Source organism: Aeromonas allosaccharophila (genome assembly GCF_016026615.1).
GTDB lineage: Bacteria > Pseudomonadota > Gammaproteobacteria > Enterobacterales > Aeromonadaceae > Aeromonas > Aeromonas allosaccharophila.
In genome coordinates this window covers 3,310,477-3,329,720 of record NZ_CP065745.1, presented here as the reverse complement: position 1 = coordinate 3,329,720, position 19,244 = coordinate 3,310,477, and the positions used below count along the sequence as shown (strand labels likewise).

The window sequence follows — 19,244 nt, the reverse complement described above, 5'->3', positions numbered from 1 at the left end:
CATCTCTCCTGAATAAGATATGGAAAATTAAAGTCGTTTATTAACGGGGAGTAGGCAGACCTACTCCTCGTAACCGTTCGGATTGGCGGATTGCCAGCGCCAGCTGTCGGCGCACATGGCGTCGATGTTGCGGGTCGCCTGCCAGCCCAGCTCGCGCTCGGCCTTGGCCGGATCGGCCCAGCAGGCGGCGATGTCGCCCGGGCGGCGCGGTTCGATGCGAAATGGCAGCGGCTTGCCACAGGCAGCAGAGAAGGCTGCGACCAGCTGCAACACGCTCTGGCCCTGACCGGTGCCCAGGTTGTAGGTGTGCACGCCACCCTTGCCGGCGCAGTGTTGCAGCGCCTTGACGTGTCCTTCGGCGAGATCCATTACATGGATGTAGTCGCGCACGCCGGTGCCGTCCGGGGTGGGGTAATCGTTTCCAAAGACCGAGAGGCAGTCGCGACGGCCGATGGCCACCTGGGTGATATAGGGCATCAGGTTGTTGGGGATGCCCTGCGGGTCTTCACCCATGGTGCCCGATTCGTGGGCGCCGACCGGATTGAAGTAGCGCAGCAGGGTCATGCTCCAGTGCGGCTCGGCCAGCTGCAGATCCTCGAGGATCTCTTCGATGATCAGCTTGGATCGCCCGTAGGGGTTGGTGGCGCTGCGGGGGAAATCCTCGCGGATCGGCAGGTTGGCAGGATCGCCGTAGACGGTCGCCGAGGAGCTGAACACCAGATTGTGCACGCCAGCCCGTTTCATCGCCTGCAGCAGGGTGAGGGTGCCACCGAGGTTGTTCTCGTAATAATCCAGTGGAATGCGGGTCGATTCACCGACCGCCTTGAGGGCGGCAAAGTGGATCACCGCATCGATCTGCTGTTCGGCAAAGATCCGGTCCAGCAGGGCTGCATCGCGAATATCCCCTTGATAGAACACGGGTTGCTGGCCGCTGATGGCGGCGACTCGGGCCAGCACGCTGCGCTTGCTGTTGCCGAGGTTGTCGACTACCACGGGATTCATGCCTGCCGCTTGCAGGGCCAGACAGGTGTGGCTGCCGATATATCCGCAGCCGCCGGTGACCAGAACGTTCATCTTGCTCTCCACTGAAAAAGTGTCTGGAAGGAGTCTAGCCGAGGGTGTGGCGACCAAACTGTGAGCTTGCTTGCAAAACAGTGTAAACGATTACACTGTTTTTGTGATTATCCTGACAGCAGATATTTATTTCACCCCTGTTTTCAATGGGTTTGCTGGGTATAATGGCGCTCTATTGCACAGTGAAAGAAGTGAAAACAGCATGAGCACCATCAAGGATGTCGCCCGTTTGGCCAATGTGTCGGTGGCAACGGTTTCACGGGTGATGAACAACTCCCCCAAGGCCAGCGCCGCGTCTCGCGAAGTGGTGCAGAAGGCCATGGCCGAACTGGGCTACACCCCCAACGCCAACGCGCGGGCTCTGGTCAGCCAGACCTGTGACACCATGGGCGTCGTGGTAGGTGACGTGGCGGATCCCTTCTTCGGTGCACTGGTGAAGGGTGTCTCCGGCATCGCCGTCGAGCAGAACCTCCACCTGCTGATGGGTAACGGTTTTCACAAGGCGCGTCAGGAGCGTGAAGCGATCGAGCTGCTGATCGGCAAGCGTTGCGAGGCGCTGGTGGTGCACAGCAAGGCGCTGAGCGACGAGGAACTGTGCGATTACGCCATGCGGGTGCCCGGTATGGTGCTGATCAACCGCGATATTCCGGCCCTCAGAGGGCGCTGCATCGCCCTCAACAACCGGCTGGGTGCCGCCACGGCGACCCGTCATCTGATCGAGCTGGGCCACCGCCATATCGCCTTTATCAGCTCGGATCACGCCATCGAGGATGCCACCTTGCGCCTGCAGGGTTATCAGGATGGGCTGATGGAGGCTGGGCTGGCAGCCGATCCCGAGCTTATCGAGAGCGGCACGCCGAACGAGGAGGGGGGCGAGCGCGCCATGCTCAACCTGCTAGCCAAGGGGCTCAAGGTGACCGCCGTGGTTGCCTATAACGATGCCATGGCGGCTGGCGCCATCTCTGTGCTGGCGGACAACGGCCTGCGAGTGCCGGAGGAGGTCTCGGTGGTGGGCTTCGATGACATCATCTATGCCAGATACCTGAGGCCCAAACTCTCCACCATGCGCTATCCCATCGAGCTGATGGCGGCCCAGGCGGCCAAGCTGGCTATTCAGCTGGCGGCGGGGGAGAGTGAAGCGACCCAGAGCCGGATCTATACCCCCACCCTGATCAATCGCCACTCGGTTGCACCGGTTCGGGCCGGATAGCCCCCTTTTGCGGCCCTGTTCGGGGCCGTTTCTTGCACAATTATTGTTTTACCTATTTTTAATCATTTTTACTCCGCTTTACTTAACAAATTCAGTGTAATCGTTTACATCTGTGTGAGCGAGATCGCCGTTACCTGCGTCATACTTCTCTAGACTGAATACGTTTTCCAATCAGCAGGGAGAGAGTGAATGCTCAGGGAGATAGTGGCGCGTCAGGATTGGCAGACTCAGGCCATTACGTCGGTAAACCGGCTGGCTGCCCATACCCCCATGTTCAGCTGGCGCAGCGAAGCGGATGCCAGAGGTGATCTGGCCTCTACCTCCCGTCTCTTGCTCGATGGCGAGTGGCGCTTCTCCTTCTTTGCCGCCCCCGAGCGGGTGCCCGAGAGCTGGCTGGCGCAGGATCTGGTGGATGCCACTCCCATTACCGTGCCGGGTAACTGGCAGCTGGATGCCGCCTATCCGGCTGAGCGGCCGCTCACCGATGGCCCCATCTATACCAATATCAAGTACCCCTTCCCCTGCGATCCACCGCGAGTACCGGCAGAGAACCCCACCGGTTGCTACTCCCGCGAGTTCGAACTCCCTGCCGAGTGGCTGGCTAGCGGCCAGAGCCGGATCATCTTTGACGGGGTGAGCAGCGCCTTCCACCTCTTCTGCAACGGCCACTGGGTCGGCTACTCCCAGGACAGCCGCCTGCCTGCCGAATTCGATCTGACCCCTTGCCTGCAGGCTGGTCGCAACCGGCTGGCGGTGCTGGTGCTGCGCTGGTCCGATGGCTCCTATCTGGAAGATCAGGATATGTGGTGGCTGTCGGGGATCTTCCGCTCCGTCAGCCTGCTGCACAAACCGGCCCGCCATCTGATGGATATGCGGGTGACCCCCGAGCTGGATGCCTGCTATCGGGATGGCCGTCTCAAGATTGCACTGCAGGCGGCCAATGCGACCGGTCTGTCGGTTGAGGCCAATCTCTATGACGGTGGCGAGCGGGTCGCGACCCTGCGCCAGCCGATTGGCACCCAAGCCATTGACGAAAAAGGGGCTTACGACGATCGCGCCGAGCTGTGGCTCGACGTGGCTGCGCCGCGCAAGTGGAGCGCCGAGACGCCCCATCTCTATCGTCTGACCCTGACCTTGCTGGACGAGCAGGGCCAGGCCATCGAGAGCGAAGCATGCGATGTGGGCTTTCGGGTGGTGGAGATCCGTGGCGGCCTGCTGCGGGTCAACGGTCAGCCGCTGCTTGTTCGCGGTGCCAACCGTCATGAACACCATCCCGCCAAGGGTTATGCCATCGATCGCGCCACCATGGAGCGGGATCTGCTGCTGATGAAGCGGCACAATTTCAATGCGGTGCGCTGTTCCCACTATCCCAACCACCCCGATTTTTATCGTCTGTGCGATCGGCTCGGCCTCTATGTGGTGGACGAGGCGAATCTGGAGACTCACGGCATGACCCCCATGGGGCGGCTGGCGCGGGATCCCGCCTGGAGCAACGCTTTTCTGGAGCGGGTGACCCGCATGGTGGCACGGGATTTCAACCACCCCTCGATCATCATCTGGTCGCTCGGCAACGAGTCGGGTTACGGCCCGGCCCACGATGCCATGTATGGCTGGATCAAGCGCAGCGACCCGAGCCGTCCGGTGCAGTACGAGGGGGGCGGGGCCGATACCCCGGCCACCGACATCATCTGCCCCATGTATGCCAGAACCCATCAGGATCAACCCTTCCCGGCGGTGCCCAAGTGGGCGCTGGCCAAGTGGATCGGCCTGCCCGGCGAGCACCGGCCGCTGATCCTCTGCGAATATGCCCACGCCATGGGCAACAGCCTGGGAGGCTACGCCCACTACTGGCAGGCGTTTCGCGATCATCCACGTCTGCAAGGCGGGTTTGTCTGGGATTGGGTCGATCAGGGGCTCGACAAATACACCGCCGATGGCCGCCACTACTGGGGCTATGGCGGCGACTTCGGTGATGTGCAAAACGATCGCCAGTTCTGCTGCAACGGCCTGCTGTTCCCGGATCGCACCCCCCATCCAGCCCTGAGCGAGGCGAAGCGTGCCCAGCAGCCGTTCCGCTTCACTCTGCTTGAGCACACCCCGCTGCGGGTGCGGATCGAGAGCGAATACCTGTTCCGGGAAACCGATAACGAGCGGCTCAGCTGGCAGCTGTGCGAGAACGGCCATGTGCAGCAGCAGGGGGAGATCTCCCTTGAGCTGGCGCCGCAAGGGGTGGTCGAGTTGACCCTGAGCGAGACGCTGCCCGCCTTTGCGGCAGGCTCACTGGCCTGGCTCGATCTGGCCATCGTTCAGCCACAGGCCACCCTCTGGTCGCAGGCGGATCACAAGGTCGCCCGTCAGCAGTTCACCCTGCCGACCCCCCTTGCCCTGCCTGCTCCTGCCGCTGCCGCCACCCTGAGCGAGCAGCCGGATGGCTGGCGGATCACTGCAGCAAACAGCCAGTGGTGGCTCGACAAGCAGAGCGGTCGCATCACCAGTTGGCAAAAATCGGGGCAGGAGCAGCTGCTGGCGCCGATCATGGATCACTTCTACCGCGCGCCGCTGGACAACGACATCGGCACCAGCGAAGCGGATCACGCCGACCCTGGCTCCTGGATTGCCCGCTGGCAGGGCTGTGGTCTCGGTCAGTGGCAACACCGCTGTTTGGGGATCGCGGCCGCCGGAGCGGATATCCGGGTCAGTCACGGTTATTTCCACCACGATGAGCTGCTGCTGGTGAGTCACTGGCATCACCGCTTTGCCGACGACGGCACCATGAGCCTGGAGATAGAGACCGAGCTGGCGGCTACGCTCCCCTCGCTGCCGCGGATCGGTCTGCTGCTCCATCTGGCCGAGGTGCCGGCGCGATCCGAATGGCTGGGGCGAGGTCCTCACGAGAACTATCCGGATCGCCTGCTGGGCGCCGATCTGGGGCGCTGGAGTTTGCCGCTGGAGGCGATGCACACCCCTTATATTTTCCCGAGCGACAACGGCTTGCGCTGCGATACCCGTCAGCTGCAGCTGGGCAGCACGACGGTGAGCGGCACCTTCCATTTCAGTGCCAGCCGCTTCAGTCAGCAACAGCTGGCCGCTGCTCGTCACCAGAGCGATCTGGTGGCCGAAGAGGGGCTGTGGGTCTGCCTCGATGGCGTCCACATGGGGGTGGGCGGCGATGACTCCTGGAGCCAGAGCGTGCGTCCCGAGTATCAGTTGCTGGGGCGCCGTTACCGCTGGGGTTGCACTCTCGGTTGAATCAGTCGGACCGTTTTGACAACAGAGCGATAACGACTAGCCTCTATGCAGTGGGATTGTTTGAGTCTCGCATTCGGATTTAATTTTTATGTTATTGATAAATAAAATAAAACCTTCAATGTAACAGAGTGTAATCGTTTTCATTTTGTCGTCATGATCACAGAAGAAATGACAACAAACTGATTACATTGACTGGCGCTTGCTCAATTGCTCGCCACCCTACAAACAAACAGATAGATACATCGGAGCACACACAATGAAAAAACTGACGACCGTTGCCGCCCTGCTGATGGGCATGATGGCTGGCGCCAATGCCCAGGCTGACACCCGTATCGGGGTGACCGTCTACAAATACGACGACAACTTCATGGCGGTAGTGCGCAAGGCCATCGAGAAGGAGGCGGCGGCCACTCCGGGTGTGGAGTTGCTGATGAACGACTCCCAGAACGACCAGTCCAAGCAGAACGACCAGATCGACGTGCTGCTGGCCAAAGGGGTGAAGGCGCTGGCCATCAACCTGGTTGACCCTGCGGCGGCGCCGGTGGTGATCGAGAAGGCTCGCGGTGAAGATATCCCGGTGGTCTTCTACAACAAGGAACCGAGCGCTACCGATCTGGCCAGCTATGACAAGGCCTACTACGTGGGGACCGACTCCAAGGAGTCAGGGATCATCCAGGGTCAGCTGATTGCCAAACACTGGAAAGCCCATCCGGAGTGGGATCTGAACAAGGATGGCGTGATCCAGTTCGTGCTGCTGAAAGGGGAGCCGGGCCACCCGGATGCGGAAGCCCGTACCTCCTACGTGATCAAGACCCTGAACGATGGCGGCGTCAAAACCGAACAGCTGCACATGGATACCGGTATGTGGGATACCGCCATGGCCAAGGACAAGATGGACGCCTGGATCTCCGGCCCCAACGCCAACAAGATCGAAGTGGTCATCGCCAACAACGATGGCATGGCAATGGGCGCGGTCGAGTCACTGAAAGCCCAGGGCAAGAGCAATATCCCGGTATTCGGTGTCGATGCGCTGCCGGAAGCGCTGGCCATGGTCAAGAGCGGTGCCATGGCGGGTACCGTGCTGAACGATGCGGCCAACCAGGCCAAAGCCACCTTCGAGCTGACCAAGAACCTGGCTGAAGGCAAACCGGCCGGTGAAGGTACCAACTGGAAGATCGACAACAAGGTAGTGCGCGTTGCCTACGTCGGTGTGGATAAAGACAACCTGTCCCAATTCGAGTAATTCCCCCTCCAGGGCAAGGGAGATCCCCTTGCCCTTTTTTCAACCAGATGTGATGGCTGATATGACAACACAGCAACAATCAGAATGGCTGTTGGAGATGATTGACGTCAGTAAGAGCTTTCCCGGCGTCAAGGCACTCGATAATGTCAATTTACGGGTCCGTCCTCATTCTGTGCATGCGTTGATGGGCGAGAACGGAGCGGGGAAATCCACCCTGCTCAAGTGCCTGTTCGGCATTTACGAGAAGGATCAGGGCAAGATCTTCTTCAAGGGGCAGGAGATCAACTTCACCTCCTCGAAAGAGGCGCTGGAAAATGGCGTCTCCATGGTGCATCAGGAGCTCAATCTGGTGTTGCAGCGCTCCGTGATGGATAACATGTGGCTCGGTCGCTACCCCACCAGAGGATGGTTTATCGACCACGGCAAGATGTATGACGACACCAAGCGCATCTTCGATGAGCTGGATATCGATATCGACCCGCGGGTCAAGGTGGCGACCCTGTCGGTCTCCCAGATGCAGATGATCGAGATCGCCAAGGCGTTCTCCTACGACGCCAAGATCGTCATCATGGACGAACCCACCTCCTCCCTGACCGAGAAAGAGGTGAACCACCTCTTCAAGATCATCAACAAGTTGAAGGATAAGGGGTGCGGCATCGTCTACATCTCCCACAAGATGGAAGAGATCTTCCAGCTTTGTGACGAGATCACCATATTGCGGGATGGCCAGTGGGTGGCAACCCAGCCGCTCAAGGGCATGACCATGGATCAGATCATCGGGATGATGGTCGGCCGTGAACTGACCCAGCGCTTCCCGGAAAAAACCAACCAGCCGAAAGAGGTGATCCTCGAGATCGAACACCTGACGGCGAAGAACCAGCCCTCCATTCAGGATGTGACCTTCAACCTGCACAAGGGGGAGATCCTCGGCATCGCCGGACTGGTGGGGGCCAAGCGTACCGATATCGTCGAGACCCTGTTCGGTATTCGCGATCGCAGCCAGGGCAGCATCAAGTTGCACGGCAAAGAGGTGGCCAACCACAACGCCCACGAAGCGATTCGCAACGGCTTTGCGCTGGTGACGGAAGAGCGCCGCTCCACCGGTATCTATTCGCGGCTCGATATCGCCTTCAACTCCCTGATCGCCAACATGGACAGCTACAAAGGCTCCATGGGGCTGCTCAGCGATAACAAGATGAAGAGCGATACCCAGTGGGTCATCGACTCCATGCGGGTCAAGACGCCGACCCAGCAGACCCAGATCGGTTCCCTCTCCGGGGGCAACCAGCAGAAGGTGATCATCGGTCGCTGGCTGCTGACCCAGCCGGAGATCCTGATGCTCGACGAGCCCACCCGCGGCATCGACGTCGGGGCCAAGTTCGAGATCTACCAACTCATCCTGGAGCTGGCGAAGAAGGACAAGGGGATCATCATCATCTCGTCTGAAATGCCCGAACTGCTGGGGATCACCGACCGCATCATGGTGATGAGCAATGGCCGGGTCGCCGGGATCGTCAATACCAAAGAAACTGACCAGAGCGAGATACTGCGCCTGGCATCTCTGTACCTCTAGAGACAGGAAGACATTTATGGAGTCGGCTAAAAATTTCAATCTGATGCAGGCGCTCAAGGAAAACGCCATCTATCTGGTGCTGCTGGTGCTGCTCATGGTCATCGTGATCCAGGAGCCATCCTTCCTGAGCCTCACCAACTTCAGCAACATCCTGACCCAGTCCTCGGTGCGGGTCATCATCGCGCTGGGGGTGGCGGGCATCATCATCACCCAGGGGACGGATCTGTCGGCCGGTCGTCAGGTCGGTCTGGCGGCACTCATCGCAGCAACCATGTTGCAGGCGCTAACCAACGTCAACAAGGTGTTCCCGACGCTGGGAGAGGTGCCCATTCCGGTGGTGATCCTGCTGGTGTGTGTGGTGGGGGCGCTGATCGGTCTGGTCAACGGTCTGATCGTGGCCTACCTGAACGTCACCCCGTTCATTACCACCCTGGGCACCATGATCATCGTCTACGGTATCAACTCCCTCTACTTCGACTCGGTGGGTGCTTCGCCGGTGGCCGGGTTTGACCCCCGCTTCTCCAGCTTTGCCCAAGGGTTTATCCGGATAGGAGGATTCAAGCTCTCGTATCTCACCTTCTATGCGGCCATCGCCAGCGTCTTTGTCTGGGTGCTGTGGAACAAGACCCGCTTTGGCAAAAACATCTTCGCCATCGGTGGCAACCCCGAGGCAGCCAAGGTCTCCGGCGTCAACGTGGCGGTCAATCTGGTGATGATCTATGCGCTGGCGGGGGTGTTCTACGCCTTCGGCGGCATGCTGGAAGCGGGCCGGATCGGTAGCGCCACCAACAACCTCGGCTTCATGTACGAGCTGGATGCCATCGCGGCGTGCGTGGTGGGCGGCGTGTCGTTTGCTGGCGGGGTGGGGACGGTTGCGGGCGTGATCACCGGCGTACTCATTTTCACCCTGATCAACTATGGTTTGACCTATATCGGCGTCAGCCCTTACTGGCAGTTCATCATCAAGGGCGGCATCATCATTCTGGCGGTGGCACTGGATTCCATGAAGTACGCCAAGAAGAAATAACGATTGGCAGGGAGGGTTGGCGCTGCCAGCCCTCTCTTCTGGAGGGAACCCATGCCATTCAAGGTCAAGATTTACCTCTTGCTGCTACTGGCCATTCTGGTCACCATCGGCACAGCCGGGCTCAGCGTCAACCACTTCATCAGTGGCTACATTCGCACTCAGGCCACCCACAACATCAACGAGCAGATCACCCTGGTCAAAGAGAAGCTGGCCAGCGACATCAATCAGAAAATCCTGTTGGCCGCCAACCTCAACTTCGGGGTGACCAACGTCAAGAAGACTCTGCAAGAGACCGGCTTTCACAACATCGTCAAGGTGATCGGCGACATGGCCTTCGACGTGAGCGGGGTCATCAACGACAGCGCCAGGGTCGATGCGCTGCGCAAGCTGATCCCCGCCGCCAACAACCAGATCACCGTCAGCCCGCTGCAACAGGTGGATGGCAAGCCGGTCATCACCATTCTGGTGCCGCGCGGTGCCGATTCCGCTTATCTCTACTACCTCGACATGAGCGAGTTCAAAAGCCTGCTGGAGAAGATGAGTGGCGAGGGCCGTTACTTCTCGCTGGCCGACAGTCAGGGCAACAGCCTCTATGACAGCAAGCCGCAAGGGGAGAGCGAAGCGCGCCCCAACCAGCTGGATATTCGTGGCAGCAGCTGGACCCTGACCGGCTACATCGATCTTGACTACATCCGGGCCATGACCCGATCCCTCAACGGCCAGATCATCATGGCGCTGCTTGGTGTGGCGATCGTGGTGATGGTGCTGGCGATGCTGGCGCTCAATGTGGCCTATCGGCCCATTGTCTCGTTGCGGGATCTGGTGCTGGAGCTCTCTCGCGGCAGCGGCGATCTCACCCGCCGGTTGGCGGTGACCAGCAAGGATGATCTGGGCCAGATCTCGGCCGGGATCAACCGCTTTATCGAACGGTTGCAGGAGATGATGGGGGAGGTGAGGCAGGCGAGCGGTCAGCTCAACAGCGGCATCGAGGGGCTGGCCAACCAGACCGGCGCCGCCCAGTCCCTGCTGGCGGACCATGTGCGCGAGACCGAGCAGGTGGTGACCGCCATCAACGAGATGAGCCGCACCGCGGTCTCCGTCTCCGAGAGTGCGGCCAGCACAGCCCAGCTCACCGGTCAGAGCCAGCAGCTGGCGAGCCAGTCCCGTCAGGTGGTGGATCAGGCGATGGCCAGCGTGATGGCGCTGGTGGACGAGGTGGAGGAGACCGCCCGCTCCATCGAGGCGATGCAGCAGGATGTGCAGCAGATTGGCTCAGTGCTCGGGGTTATCGGCAGCATTGCCGAACAGACCAACCTGCTGGCGCTCAACGCCGCCATCGAGGCGGCCCGCGCCGGGGAACAGGGTCGCGGCTTTGCGGTGGTGGCGGACGAGGTGCGCTCCCTCGCGGCCCGCACCCAGAAGAGCACTGCCGAGATCCAGACCATGCTGGCCAGCCTGCAGCGCGGCACCCGCACAGTGGTGGAGGCCATGGGCAACACCAAGCAGAGCTGTCAGGGGGCGGCCGAGAACACCACCAAGGTCAACGAGTCGCTGGATCTGATGGCGGGAGAAGTGGTGGAGATCAACGATCTCATCAGCCATATCGCCACAGCGGCGGAGCAGCAGAGTGCGGTGGCCGAAGAGATCAACCGCAACATGAGCGCCATCGCCGAGGTGATCCGTCAGCTGACCCACAATGGCGAAGCGACGGTCGCCAGTTCTGCGGCGATGGGGCAGACCTACGACCGGCTGCGGGAGATCGTGGGCCACTTCCGGCTGGAGTGAGGCCGATGTTCAGCCAATAACAAAACAGGGCCATCCGGCCCTGTTGTTGTTTTCCTGTCTGCCTTAATCAACCGGCCTTGCGGCGCAGATAGACCCCGGCTTCCATGTGATGGGTCCAGGGGAACTGGTCGAACAGGGCGAAACGGGCGATCTCGTGGGTCTCGCCCAGTACCGCCATGTTGGCCTGCAGAGTCTCGGGGTTGCAGGAGATGTAGAGGATGTTGTCGTACTCCTGCACCAGCTTGACGGTGGCATCGTCGAGACCGGCGCGGGGCGGGTCGACGAAGATGGTGTTGCACTGGTAGCTCTTGAGATCGACCCCCTTGAGGCGGTTGAACTCCCGCTCGCCACGCATCGCCATGGTGAACTCCTCGGCTGACATGCGCAGGATGATCAGGTTGTCGACGCCGTTGGCGGCGATGTTGAACTGGGCGGAGTCGACGCTCGGCTTGGCGATCTCGGTGGCCAGCACCTTGCGGAAGTTCTGCGCCAGCGCGATGGAGAAGTTGCCGTTGCCGCAATAGAGCTCCAGCAGGTCCCCTTCGCTCCCCTTGGTCACATCGAGTGCCCAGGCCAGCATCTGCTCGTTGATGGCGGCGTTGGGCTGGGTGAAGCTGTTCTCCACCTGTTTGTAGGTGAGCTGGCGACCCGCCACGTTGAGCTGCTCGATGACGAAGTCATCCCCCAGACAGATCTTCTGCTTGTGGGCGCGACCAATCAGCTGCAGTGCGAACCCCTTGGCGCGCAGATCGGCCTGCAGCGCCTCTGCGGCCTGTTGCCACTCGGCCTCCAGCTTGCGGTGATAGAGCAGGCTGACAATGATCTGGCCGGACTGGGTAGAGAGGTAGTCGATCTGGAACAGCTTGCGGCGCAGCACCGGGTGCGGGCGCAGCCCCTCCAGCAGCAGCGGCATCAACTGGTTGATGAGGCGGCTGGCAGTAGGGAAGTGGTCTATCTTGATGATCTCTTTGGTCGCCGGGGCATACATGCAGTGGAAGAGGTCATCCCCTTCGTGCCAGATGCGAAATTCGGCGCGCATCCGGTAGTACTCGGCCGGTGAGCTGTGCACTTCCAGCGCCGGGAGGGTGAAGCCGGCAAACAGCTCGGTGAGGCGAGCGCTCTTTTCGTCGAGTTGGGCCTGATAGTCGGCCGCGGTTCTAGGCGCCGGAGCGTTCGCGGAAGGCTGTTGGGACTGGGTCATAAATACCTCACATGCACACCGGCCGGGCCGGGTCGAAATCGGGGGAAGGCAACAGGCCACCCAAAGGGGCCCGATTTTAAAAGCCAGCGGCAGATTGTCCAGTATTTTGTGGTCAAGAAGTGTTCAGTCAGGCCGATAGCTGATCTACAGGCATGGTGGGAGGACACATTATGCAAATCGAAGGCGTGGGCGCGGCCCAACCCAAGGGAGTGGGTGTTTCTCCCAAATCGCCCCAACAGGCGGAGTCGAAACAGGTCAAGAGCGAGGAGGAGGTCTCCTTGCACAAGCCGCCCAAGTGGGCGCAAGTGCTGATCCAGCAGGCGCTGCAGTTCTCGCTGGAGATCAACGGCCAGGGCTATCAGGCTCCGAAGGTGAAGGAGCCCGAGGAGATCACCCCTGAGACCCTGTTCGACTTCCAGTCGGTGGCGGACAACGTGCTGCAGTTCGTGACCGGGCGGCTCGGTGCCGCGCGGGCCGATGGCAAATCCGATGACGACCTGACCGGGATGATGGAGCAGGCCCGCAAGGGGATCGACAAGGGCTTTGGCGAGGCAAAAAAACAGCTCGGCAAGTGGGCGACCGATAACGAGGATATCAAGACCGGTATCGATCAGAGCTACAAGCTGATCCAGAAGGGGCTCGAGGAGTTCGAGAAAGAGTTCTTCGGCAAGGTCTCCCCGACCGACATGGGACAGGCCGAGATGGCCAGTCGCCAGCAAGGCTATCTGGAAATCCAGACCAAGGATGGCGACAAGGTGGTGCTGCGCTTCAACGATAGCTGGCAGACCAAGTCCCAGAGCGGCGAGAGCGGCAGCCAGTTCAGTCTGAAGTCGAGCCAGAGCTTCAGTTTCTCGCTGGAGGGGGATCTCAACAGCGACGAGATGGAGTCCATCGGCAAGCTGGTCAAGGGGATCGACGAGCTGGCGGGGAACTTCTTCTCCGGCAACTTCGAGGATCTGCTGGACAAGGCAAGCGAGCTGAAACTGGATGACAGCCAGCTGGCTTCCTACTCCCTCAAGCTCAAGCAGAGCGTCAAGCTGAGCCAGACCTATCAGGGGGCGCACTCCCTGCAGGATCTGATCAAGCCGTTTGCCGACTACCTGCCCAAGCTGGATCAGGTGCAGAAACAGGCGGATAGCCTGCTGCCACCATCCCAGCAACAGGCGCTGACCCCGGCCGTGCTGGCTGCGAGAGGGGAAGGGGAACCTGCACAGGTCGATCGCTTCACCAGCTTCAACCAGCGGATGCTGGAGGCGCTGCGGATGATCAACCAGTTCCAGCCCTCCACCGAGCCCGCCAGTAAGAACGCCTGAGCCACAGCGCGTAACGCAAGTAATGACCTGCCGTTTGCCAGCCCTTCCCGGGGCTGGCAAACTGGCCTTTTCTCCAATCCGGTTGCCCCATGAACCCCAAGAAGCCAAGAGACAAGCGCGAGCTCTGCTACCCCTTTATCTTCGAAACCTCGTTCAAATGTGATTTTGAAATCGCCACCGATGAGCTCTGCTGTCAGGTCGGGGCCGTGCTGTCACACCTTGCGCCGGATGCCGATACCGAGCCCATGCTGGCGGATCTCGCGGCGTTGCAGCGACTTATCTACAACCTCAACGGCTCGGTACGCGGCAAGCTGGGGATCTTCGATGCAGATCTTGAGTGGCTCAAGGCCCGTTACGACCACTACAACGAGGCGAGTCGCGGCAGCGTCACCGGTTTCGTGTTGCCGCAGGGGCCGCAGCCCATCCCCACCCTCCATCTGTGCCGCTGCAGCAGCAAGAAGGTGGTGCGGCTGCTGGTCCGGCTGGAAGAGAGCGAGGTGGCCTTCGATCCCATTCTCTATCGCTTCGCCAACCTGCTGGCTAACTTCTTCTTCGTGCTCACCGTCTACCTCAAGCAGCGCTGGCAGGTGCCGGAAGTGCCCTACGTCAGCATCAATTACTGATGGCGGCTGGTTAGCGGCCAGACGTCATGGTGGATTGAACGGAATAAAAAACCGGAGCCTTGGGCTCCGGTTTTGCTTTTCAGCGCGTCAGTTGCCCGCTCAGCTGGAGATCAGCACCCTGGCCGAGTTGGCGGGGATGGTGAGCTGCACCTCGCCCTGCACCACCTCGAACTTCTCGCCATTGAAGGCATCGGTGAAGCGGCTGGCGGGACTGGCGGTCTGCCACAGGGGCAGGCTGATGGTGCGCGGCTCGCTCGGATGACGGTTGCAGGCCACCACCACCTGATCGCTTTGCAGGGTACGGGCGAACACATAGCTGTGGGGCCCGGCGTAGAGGGTCTGGATATCTCCACGGCGCAGGGAGGGGCGCTGGCGGCGGATCTGGATCAGCCGGCGATAGTGGTCGTGCAGCACGTGATCCCAGTCTGTGGTATCCCACGGGAAGCAGCGGCGGCAGTCCGGGTCGTTGCCGCCGGAGAGTCCCACCTCATCGCCGTAGTAGATGGACGGCACGCCGATATAGGTGAGCAGCAGGGTGGCAGCCAGCTGCATCCGCTGTTTGTCTTCACCCAGCAGGTGGAGGAAGCGGGCGGTGTCGTGACTGTCCAGCAGGTTGAACTGGGCCAGCTGGTTCTTGAACGGGATATGGGCCCGCGCCAGCTTGAGCCAGCGATCCAGCTCTTCGGCGCTGATCTTGATGGGGTGGTAGGCGATATCCTGCCCCGCCAGGAAGGCGCGGATCGGGTGGGCGAAGCCGTAGTAGTTCATGGCACCATCCTCCTGATCCCCTTGCAGCCACTGACTTGCCTCGAAGAAGTGTTCACCGAGCACATAGGCGTCCGGGTTCTCCTGCTTCACCGCCCCTCGAATGGCACGCACATGGCTACGGTTGCCCTCGGCGGTGCCGCGCTCCCCCAGCATGTGGATGACGTCAAAACGCCAGCCATCGATCTGATAGGGGGCGCGCATCCAGTAACGCAGGATGGCGTCGTCGGCCCGATAGACTGCGTCCTGCACCTTCTCGCAGGAGAAGTCGAGCTTGGGCAGGCTGCGAATGCCCTTCCAGCTGACGTAATCCCCTTCGTTATCAAAGGTGTAGAAACTGCGCCACGGGGAGTCCGGGTTGCTGTTGGCCCCCAGCGGCGGGCAGAACCAGGGGTGCTGGGTCGAGGTGTGGTTGACCACCGCATCGAGAATGATCTTCATGCCGCGCTGGTGCAGGTTGCGGGTCAGCTCGGCGAACTGTTCGTTGCTGCCGAGGTGGGCATCCACCTTGAAGTAGTCCTGGGTGTCGTACTTGTGGTTGCTCGGCGAATCGAAGATGGGATTGAGGTAGAGCGCCGTGACTCCGAGAGACTGCAGGTAGTGCAGCTTGGCATCGATCCCCGCCAGATCGCCGCCGTAAAATTCGCAGGCGCCGTGGCCCTCTTCGTGGCGGCTGACCGGCTCGCCCCACGCCTTGCTGATCACCGCCTTGCCGTGGTACTCGTACTCGTGATGCTTGACGCTGAGGGACGGATCGCCGTTGCAGAAGCGGTCGGGGAAGATCTGGTAGAACACCTGATCCTGCACCCAGGCCGGTGGCTGGTGCAGACTGTTGAAGCGAAAATGCTGCTCCCGTGGCGGCATGGCGGGGCTGACACCGGCACCGTGCAGCCACCACTGCGCCTCGTCGGTGAGGCACTTGAAGCAGTAGAGGTGGATATCCTGCCCCTTGCCAAGCGGCAGGGTCGCCTGCCACACCTGCAGCCGGTCGCGGGTCGAGACCGCCGTCATCGGGATCAGGTACTCCTCGTTATCCGGCTCGTGGCGCAGCCACACCTCGCGGATCGGGGCGTCCAGTTCGGTGAACAGGGTCAGTTGCAGTGCGTCGGCGCTCTCTTTGAACCAGGGCGCCACCTGGGGATGAAACAGAAACGGATGGGTCATGATGCTTATTGAGTCAGAAGGTCGGCGAGGGCGTTACCCTGTTCGTGGAGCGTTTCGAGCTGGCCTGCCAGCGACTTGGGATCCAGTCCCAACTGGTCGGCGAGCGGTTTGGGGAAGCGGGCGATGATGGCCTGGGCAGGCACTCCCGCATTCCAGGCGAAGGAGATAAACACGGCGAGGCGGATCAGCACCGCCTCCTTGCTGACCGGATCGTGGGAGAGCGGGTCAAGCTGCTGGGAGATGGCATCAACGAAGGCTTCGGAGAGGTTCCAGCGCCGCGCCAGCTCGGCACCGAGCTGGGCATAGTCGTAGCCCAGCATCTCCCGCTGAGCCTCGACCCGGCTGCTGCCGTTCTGGATCGCCAGATTGATGAGTTCCGCCTCTTCCGGCAGGGTACTCTGGATGAGCAGTTCACCGATGTTGTGGATCAGGGCGCAGGTGAAGGCGGTCTCGGGATCCAGTGCCTTGGTCTCTTGCGCCAGGGTCTTGGCAATGGTGGCGACCTGGAAGGTCTCGGTCCAGAACTTGTTCTTGTCGAAGCTGGGCGGGGCCTTGAAGCTGCCGATGATGCCGGAGGCGACCACCACGGAGCGCAGCCGGTTGAAGCCGAGCCGGATCACCGCCTGTTCGATGGAGGTCACTTCGTTGCCCCGGCGCAGGGCGGCCGAGTTGGCCATCCGCAGCACCTTGACGCTGATCACCTGATCCATGGCGATCTTGGCCGCAATCTCGTCGATGCGGGCATTCTCGTCGTTGAAGCTCTGCATCAACTCGTGCAGCAGCTTGGGAATAGTGGGGAGTTGTTTGATCTTGTCAAACAGGCGATCCATCGACATGGCTGAGGCAGCCTCCATTGCGAACTCTGCCTCATATTGTGCCACAGCCGGACAACATGTTCCTGTTTGTGATGCGGCTTTGTGATGGGGATTGCGGGCGCTAGAGCACCCAGTCGCGCAAGGTGTATTCCAAACGGTGCTGTTTGCCCTGCAGGATCAGGGTCTGGCTGGTGCCGCTCAGGGTCGCTCCCTCGGTAAGCGTGGTCAGCACGGCCTGTTCGATGGTGTCCAGCGGCGGCATGCAGGCCATCTCGGTGCTGCCCAGACTGGTGACCCACAACTTGTCATCTTCCAGATGGCCCTGACCGAAGTAGCGGTTGCAACCGGCGATGCCGTTGACGGTGAAGTGCTCGCCGATCTCGAAATCGGGGGGATTGTCGCGCAAGGCGGCGACCGGTTCGCCATCCAGTTTGCTCAGTACCCAGTGGTGATGTTGCAGATCTTGCTGAACAAAGGCGGTCGAGCTGCAGCCAGCGAGCAGTAACAGGGGGATCAGCAGAAAGGGCAATCTGGGCATGAGGGGGCTCCGGTTGGGGGAGCGTCAAGAATACCCCTTTTGAGCATACGGGAGCAGGGTGCGAGAGGGGATGACCGACCGCTTCTGTCGCCCCTTGTCCCGCACCACTGTCGCTTAATGGCAACACCTTGGTGATATTGCCATCAGTTTGCGCTATCTCGGGGATCAGTTGGCGAACAGCCGCTCGGCATAACGGGCCAGATCTGCGGCAATTGAACCGACGTCATCACTCCCCTCGAGCGGGGCGTGATGGGACGGTTTGCGCTATTTCAGGGCTCAGTTGGCGAACAGTCGCTCGGCATAACGGGCGAGACCGGCGGCTACCGAGCCGAAGTCATCGCCCCCCTCGAGCGGGATGGACGGAAGCTTCTGGCGGATAAAGCGGGCGATCAGCGGAGAGCGGGCGCTACCACCGGTGACGAAGATGCGATCCGGCTGCACACCGGCGGCGGCAATCGCTTCGTCCATCAGCTCGCCAATCTTCTCCAGCAGCAGGGCCGAGGCGTTGGCCAGCTGTTCGCGGGTCAGCTCCGCTTCCAGCCCTTTTTCCAGCTCGGCCAGCGACTGGCGGTTGAGCTCCTGCTCCGAGAGGGCGATCTTGCCCTGCTCGGCGCGCCATACCAGCTGGTGGCTCAGCTTGTGTGTTCGCAGGCTGGCCAGCCGTCCCAGTTTGCTGCCCGGCATGCTGTCGAGCTGCAGATCCTGCAGCTGGCGGGCGGTATCGAGGCTATAGAAACGGCTCTGGGCGCTGACGTCGTTGATGGCTGCCGCATCCCAGAACAGCGGGTGGGGCAGCGGCTTGCCGGTCTTGAGGGTCTCGTGCATGCCGAGCAGCGGCATCATCCCCTCCACCGTCAGGCGGATATCGAAGTCGTTGCCGCCGATCCGCTGGCCGCTGTGGCCGAGCAGATCACAGCTGCGATCCAGCTGATCGCGGTAGCTGGGGCCCATTCGCAGCATGGAGCAGTCGGTGGTACCGCCGCCGATATCCACCACCAGTACCACGGCGTCTTCGGTGAGGCGTGCCTCGAATTCAAACCCGGCGGCCACGGGTTCATAGAGGAACTCCACCTGCTCGAAACCGGCCAGACGGGCTGCCTCGGTCAGGATGGCGATGGCTTGGCTGTTGCTCTCTTCCCCTGCCAGCCCCTGGAAGTTGACCGGGCGGCCGATCACCGCCTGGCGGATCGGGGCGCCGAGCTGCTGCTCCGCCTGCTGGCGGACATGGAGCATCATGGCGCAGACGATGTCTTCAAACAGGGCGATCTGGGGGGCCTTGAGGCCATAGGCACCGAGGAAGGATTTCGGCGATTTGATGTAATAGCCGTCGTCCGGCTCTTCCAGATAGCGTTCCAGCGCGGCACCGCCGAAGCTCAGCTCGTCGAGCAGCCCCTCTTCGCGCATCTGGCGGCGAACCATCTGGGCGCGGGTGACCACAGGGCCACGCAGCTTGAGGTACTCCGCCTGCTGGGCCGGTGCCAGCCCTTCGGCCAACAGACCGGCGATGGCATCCCGGTGGGGGGCGTGCAGGGTGGAGGGGAGATAGCGGGATGCGCCGAGATTGAGCAGCCTGGGGCTACCTTGTTCCATCACGGCCACGGCACAGTTGGAGGTACCGTAATCAAATCCGATGAACATGTTTGCCAGACTCCAGAGTAAAAAAG

The 19,244-nt window shown here is 61.1% G+C and carries 14 protein-coding genes; 8 read left to right on the top strand and 6 right to left on the bottom strand.

What is annotated here, in order from left to right:
- Positions 1-60 precede the first annotated feature (60 nt).
- Entirely contained in the window at positions 61-1,074 is a 1,014-nt protein-coding gene (gene galE, locus I6G90_RS15200; RefSeq protein ID WP_197928163.1) for a UDP-glucose 4-epimerase GalE, read from the bottom strand.
- A 202-nt stretch (positions 1,075-1,276) separates the two neighbouring features.
- On the opposite strand from galE, the gene I6G90_RS15195 reads away from it, so the two are divergent.
- The 6 genes from I6G90_RS15195 to I6G90_RS15170 all read left to right on the top strand — a co-directional run bounded on the left by I6G90_RS15195 (position 1,277) and on the right by I6G90_RS15170 (position 11,161).
- Complete coding sequence (locus I6G90_RS15195) at positions 1,277-2,284, top strand: substrate-binding domain-containing protein (RefSeq protein ID WP_042059491.1); 1,008 nt, start codon at positions 1,277-1,279, stop codon at positions 2,282-2,284.
- Between the two features lie 189 nt (positions 2,285-2,473).
- On the top strand, positions 2,474-5,533 hold the full coding sequence (locus I6G90_RS15190) for a beta-galactosidase (protein ID WP_197928161.1): 3,060 nt from the start codon (positions 2,474-2,476) through the stop codon (positions 5,531-5,533).
- A gap of 256 nt (positions 5,534-5,789) precedes the next feature.
- Positions 5,790-6,776, top strand: a complete 987-nt coding sequence (mglB, locus tag I6G90_RS15185; protein WP_197928159.1) for a galactose/glucose ABC transporter substrate-binding protein MglB — start codon at positions 5,790-5,792, stop codon at positions 6,774-6,776.
- Between the two features lie 52 nt (positions 6,777-6,828).
- Positions 6,829-8,349, top strand: a complete 1,521-nt coding sequence (mglA, locus tag I6G90_RS15180) for a galactose/methyl galactoside ABC transporter ATP-binding protein MglA (RefSeq protein ID WP_075113798.1) — start codon at positions 6,829-6,831, stop codon at positions 8,347-8,349.
- Positions 8,350-8,365: 16 nt separating this feature from the next.
- Positions 8,366-9,376, top strand: a complete 1,011-nt coding sequence (mglC, locus tag I6G90_RS15175) for a galactose/methyl galactoside ABC transporter permease MglC (protein ID WP_033136342.1) — start codon at positions 8,366-8,368, stop codon at positions 9,374-9,376.
- A gap of 51 nt (positions 9,377-9,427) precedes the next feature.
- Positions 9,428-11,161 carry a methyl-accepting chemotaxis protein gene (locus tag I6G90_RS15170; RefSeq protein WP_108542645.1) on the top strand — a complete coding sequence of 578 codons (1,734 nt, stop codon included), beginning with the start codon at positions 9,428-9,430 and terminating at the stop codon, positions 11,159-11,161.
- A 67-nt stretch (positions 11,162-11,228) separates the two neighbouring features.
- Here the strand turns inward: I6G90_RS15170 and trmA are convergent, their stop codons facing one another.
- Positions 11,229-12,362: a tRNA (uridine(54)-C5)-methyltransferase TrmA gene (gene trmA / locus I6G90_RS15165; protein WP_075113748.1), complete on the bottom strand. Its 1,134-nt coding sequence runs from the start codon at positions 12,360-12,362 to the stop codon at positions 11,229-11,231.
- A gap of 170 nt (positions 12,363-12,532) precedes the next feature.
- Between trmA and I6G90_RS15160 the strand changes: the two genes are divergently transcribed.
- Together I6G90_RS15160 and I6G90_RS15155 are read left to right on the top strand one after the other, a co-directional pair.
- Positions 12,533-13,675, top strand: a complete 1,143-nt coding sequence (locus tag I6G90_RS15160) for a DUF5610 domain-containing protein (RefSeq protein WP_197928157.1) — start codon at positions 12,533-12,535, stop codon at positions 13,673-13,675.
- Positions 13,676-13,764: 89 nt separating this feature from the next.
- A complete protein-coding gene (locus I6G90_RS15155; RefSeq protein WP_197928155.1) occupies positions 13,765-14,298 on the top strand; it encodes an ATP--cob(I)alamin adenosyltransferase in 534 nt (177 codons plus the stop codon).
- A gap of 99 nt (positions 14,299-14,397) precedes the next feature.
- Here the strand turns inward: I6G90_RS15155 and malZ are convergent, their stop codons facing one another.
- The 4 genes from malZ to yegD all read right to left on the bottom strand — a co-directional run bounded on the left by malZ (position 14,398) and on the right by yegD (position 19,218).
- Positions 14,398-16,227: a maltodextrin glucosidase gene (gene malZ, locus I6G90_RS15150; protein WP_197928153.1), complete on the bottom strand. Its 1,830-nt coding sequence runs from the start codon at positions 16,225-16,227 to the stop codon at positions 14,398-14,400.
- Between the two features lie 5 nt (positions 16,228-16,232).
- Positions 16,233-17,081 carry an HDOD domain-containing protein gene (locus tag I6G90_RS15145; RefSeq protein ID WP_058052455.1) on the bottom strand — a complete coding sequence of 283 codons (849 nt, stop codon included), beginning with the start codon at positions 17,079-17,081 and terminating at the stop codon, positions 16,233-16,235.
- Between the two features lie 82 nt (positions 17,082-17,163).
- A complete protein-coding gene (locus I6G90_RS15140; RefSeq protein ID WP_042656540.1) occupies positions 17,164-17,580 on the bottom strand; it encodes an META domain-containing protein in 417 nt (138 codons plus the stop codon).
- A 276-nt stretch (positions 17,581-17,856) separates the two neighbouring features.
- Positions 17,857-19,218, bottom strand: a complete 1,362-nt coding sequence (gene yegD / locus I6G90_RS15135) for a molecular chaperone (protein ID WP_197928151.1) — start codon at positions 19,216-19,218, stop codon at positions 17,857-17,859.
- Positions 19,219-19,244: the final 26 nt, after the last annotated feature.

What these genes read in the sequence shown, in the direction of transcription:
- I6G90_RS15190 (WP_197928161.1), top strand. Translation starts at nt 2,474, where the DNA reads ATGCTCAGGGAGATAGTGGCGCGTCAGGATTGGCAGACTCAGGCCATT.
- mglA (WP_075113798.1), top strand. Translation starts at nt 6,829, where the DNA reads ATGGCTGATATGACAACACAGCAACAATCAGAATGGCTGTTGGAGATG.
- mglC (WP_033136342.1), top strand. Translation starts at nt 8,366, where the DNA reads ATGGAGTCGGCTAAAAATTTCAATCTGATGCAGGCGCTCAAGGAAAAC.
- I6G90_RS15145 (WP_058052455.1), bottom strand. Translation starts at nt 17,081, where the DNA reads ATGGAGGCTGCCTCAGCCATGTCGATGGATCGCCTGTTTGACAAGATC.
- yegD (WP_197928151.1), bottom strand. Translation starts at nt 19,218, where the DNA reads ATGTTCATCGGATTTGATTACGGTACCTCCAACTGTGCCGTGGCCGTG.
- mglB (WP_197928159.1), top strand. Translation starts at nt 5,790, where the DNA reads ATGAAAAAACTGACGACCGTTGCCGCCCTGCTGATGGGCATGATGGCT.
- I6G90_RS15170 (WP_108542645.1), top strand. Translation starts at nt 9,428, where the DNA reads ATGCCATTCAAGGTCAAGATTTACCTCTTGCTGCTACTGGCCATTCTG.
- I6G90_RS15140 (WP_042656540.1), bottom strand. Translation starts at nt 17,580, where the DNA reads ATGCCCAGATTGCCCTTTCTGCTGATCCCCCTGTTACTGCTCGCTGGC.
- trmA (WP_075113748.1), bottom strand. Translation starts at nt 12,362, where the DNA reads ATGACCCAGTCCCAACAGCCTTCCGCGAACGCTCCGGCGCCTAGAACC.
- galE (WP_197928163.1), bottom strand. Translation starts at nt 1,074, where the DNA reads ATGAACGTTCTGGTCACCGGCGGCTGCGGATATATCGGCAGCCACACC.
- I6G90_RS15155 (WP_197928155.1), top strand. Translation starts at nt 13,765, where the DNA reads ATGAACCCCAAGAAGCCAAGAGACAAGCGCGAGCTCTGCTACCCCTTT.
- I6G90_RS15195 (WP_042059491.1), top strand. Translation starts at nt 1,277, where the DNA reads ATGAGCACCATCAAGGATGTCGCCCGTTTGGCCAATGTGTCGGTGGCA.
- I6G90_RS15160 (WP_197928157.1), top strand. Translation starts at nt 12,533, where the DNA reads ATGCAAATCGAAGGCGTGGGCGCGGCCCAACCCAAGGGAGTGGGTGTT.
- malZ (WP_197928153.1), bottom strand. Translation starts at nt 16,227, where the DNA reads ATGACCCATCCGTTTCTGTTTCATCCCCAGGTGGCGCCCTGGTTCAAA.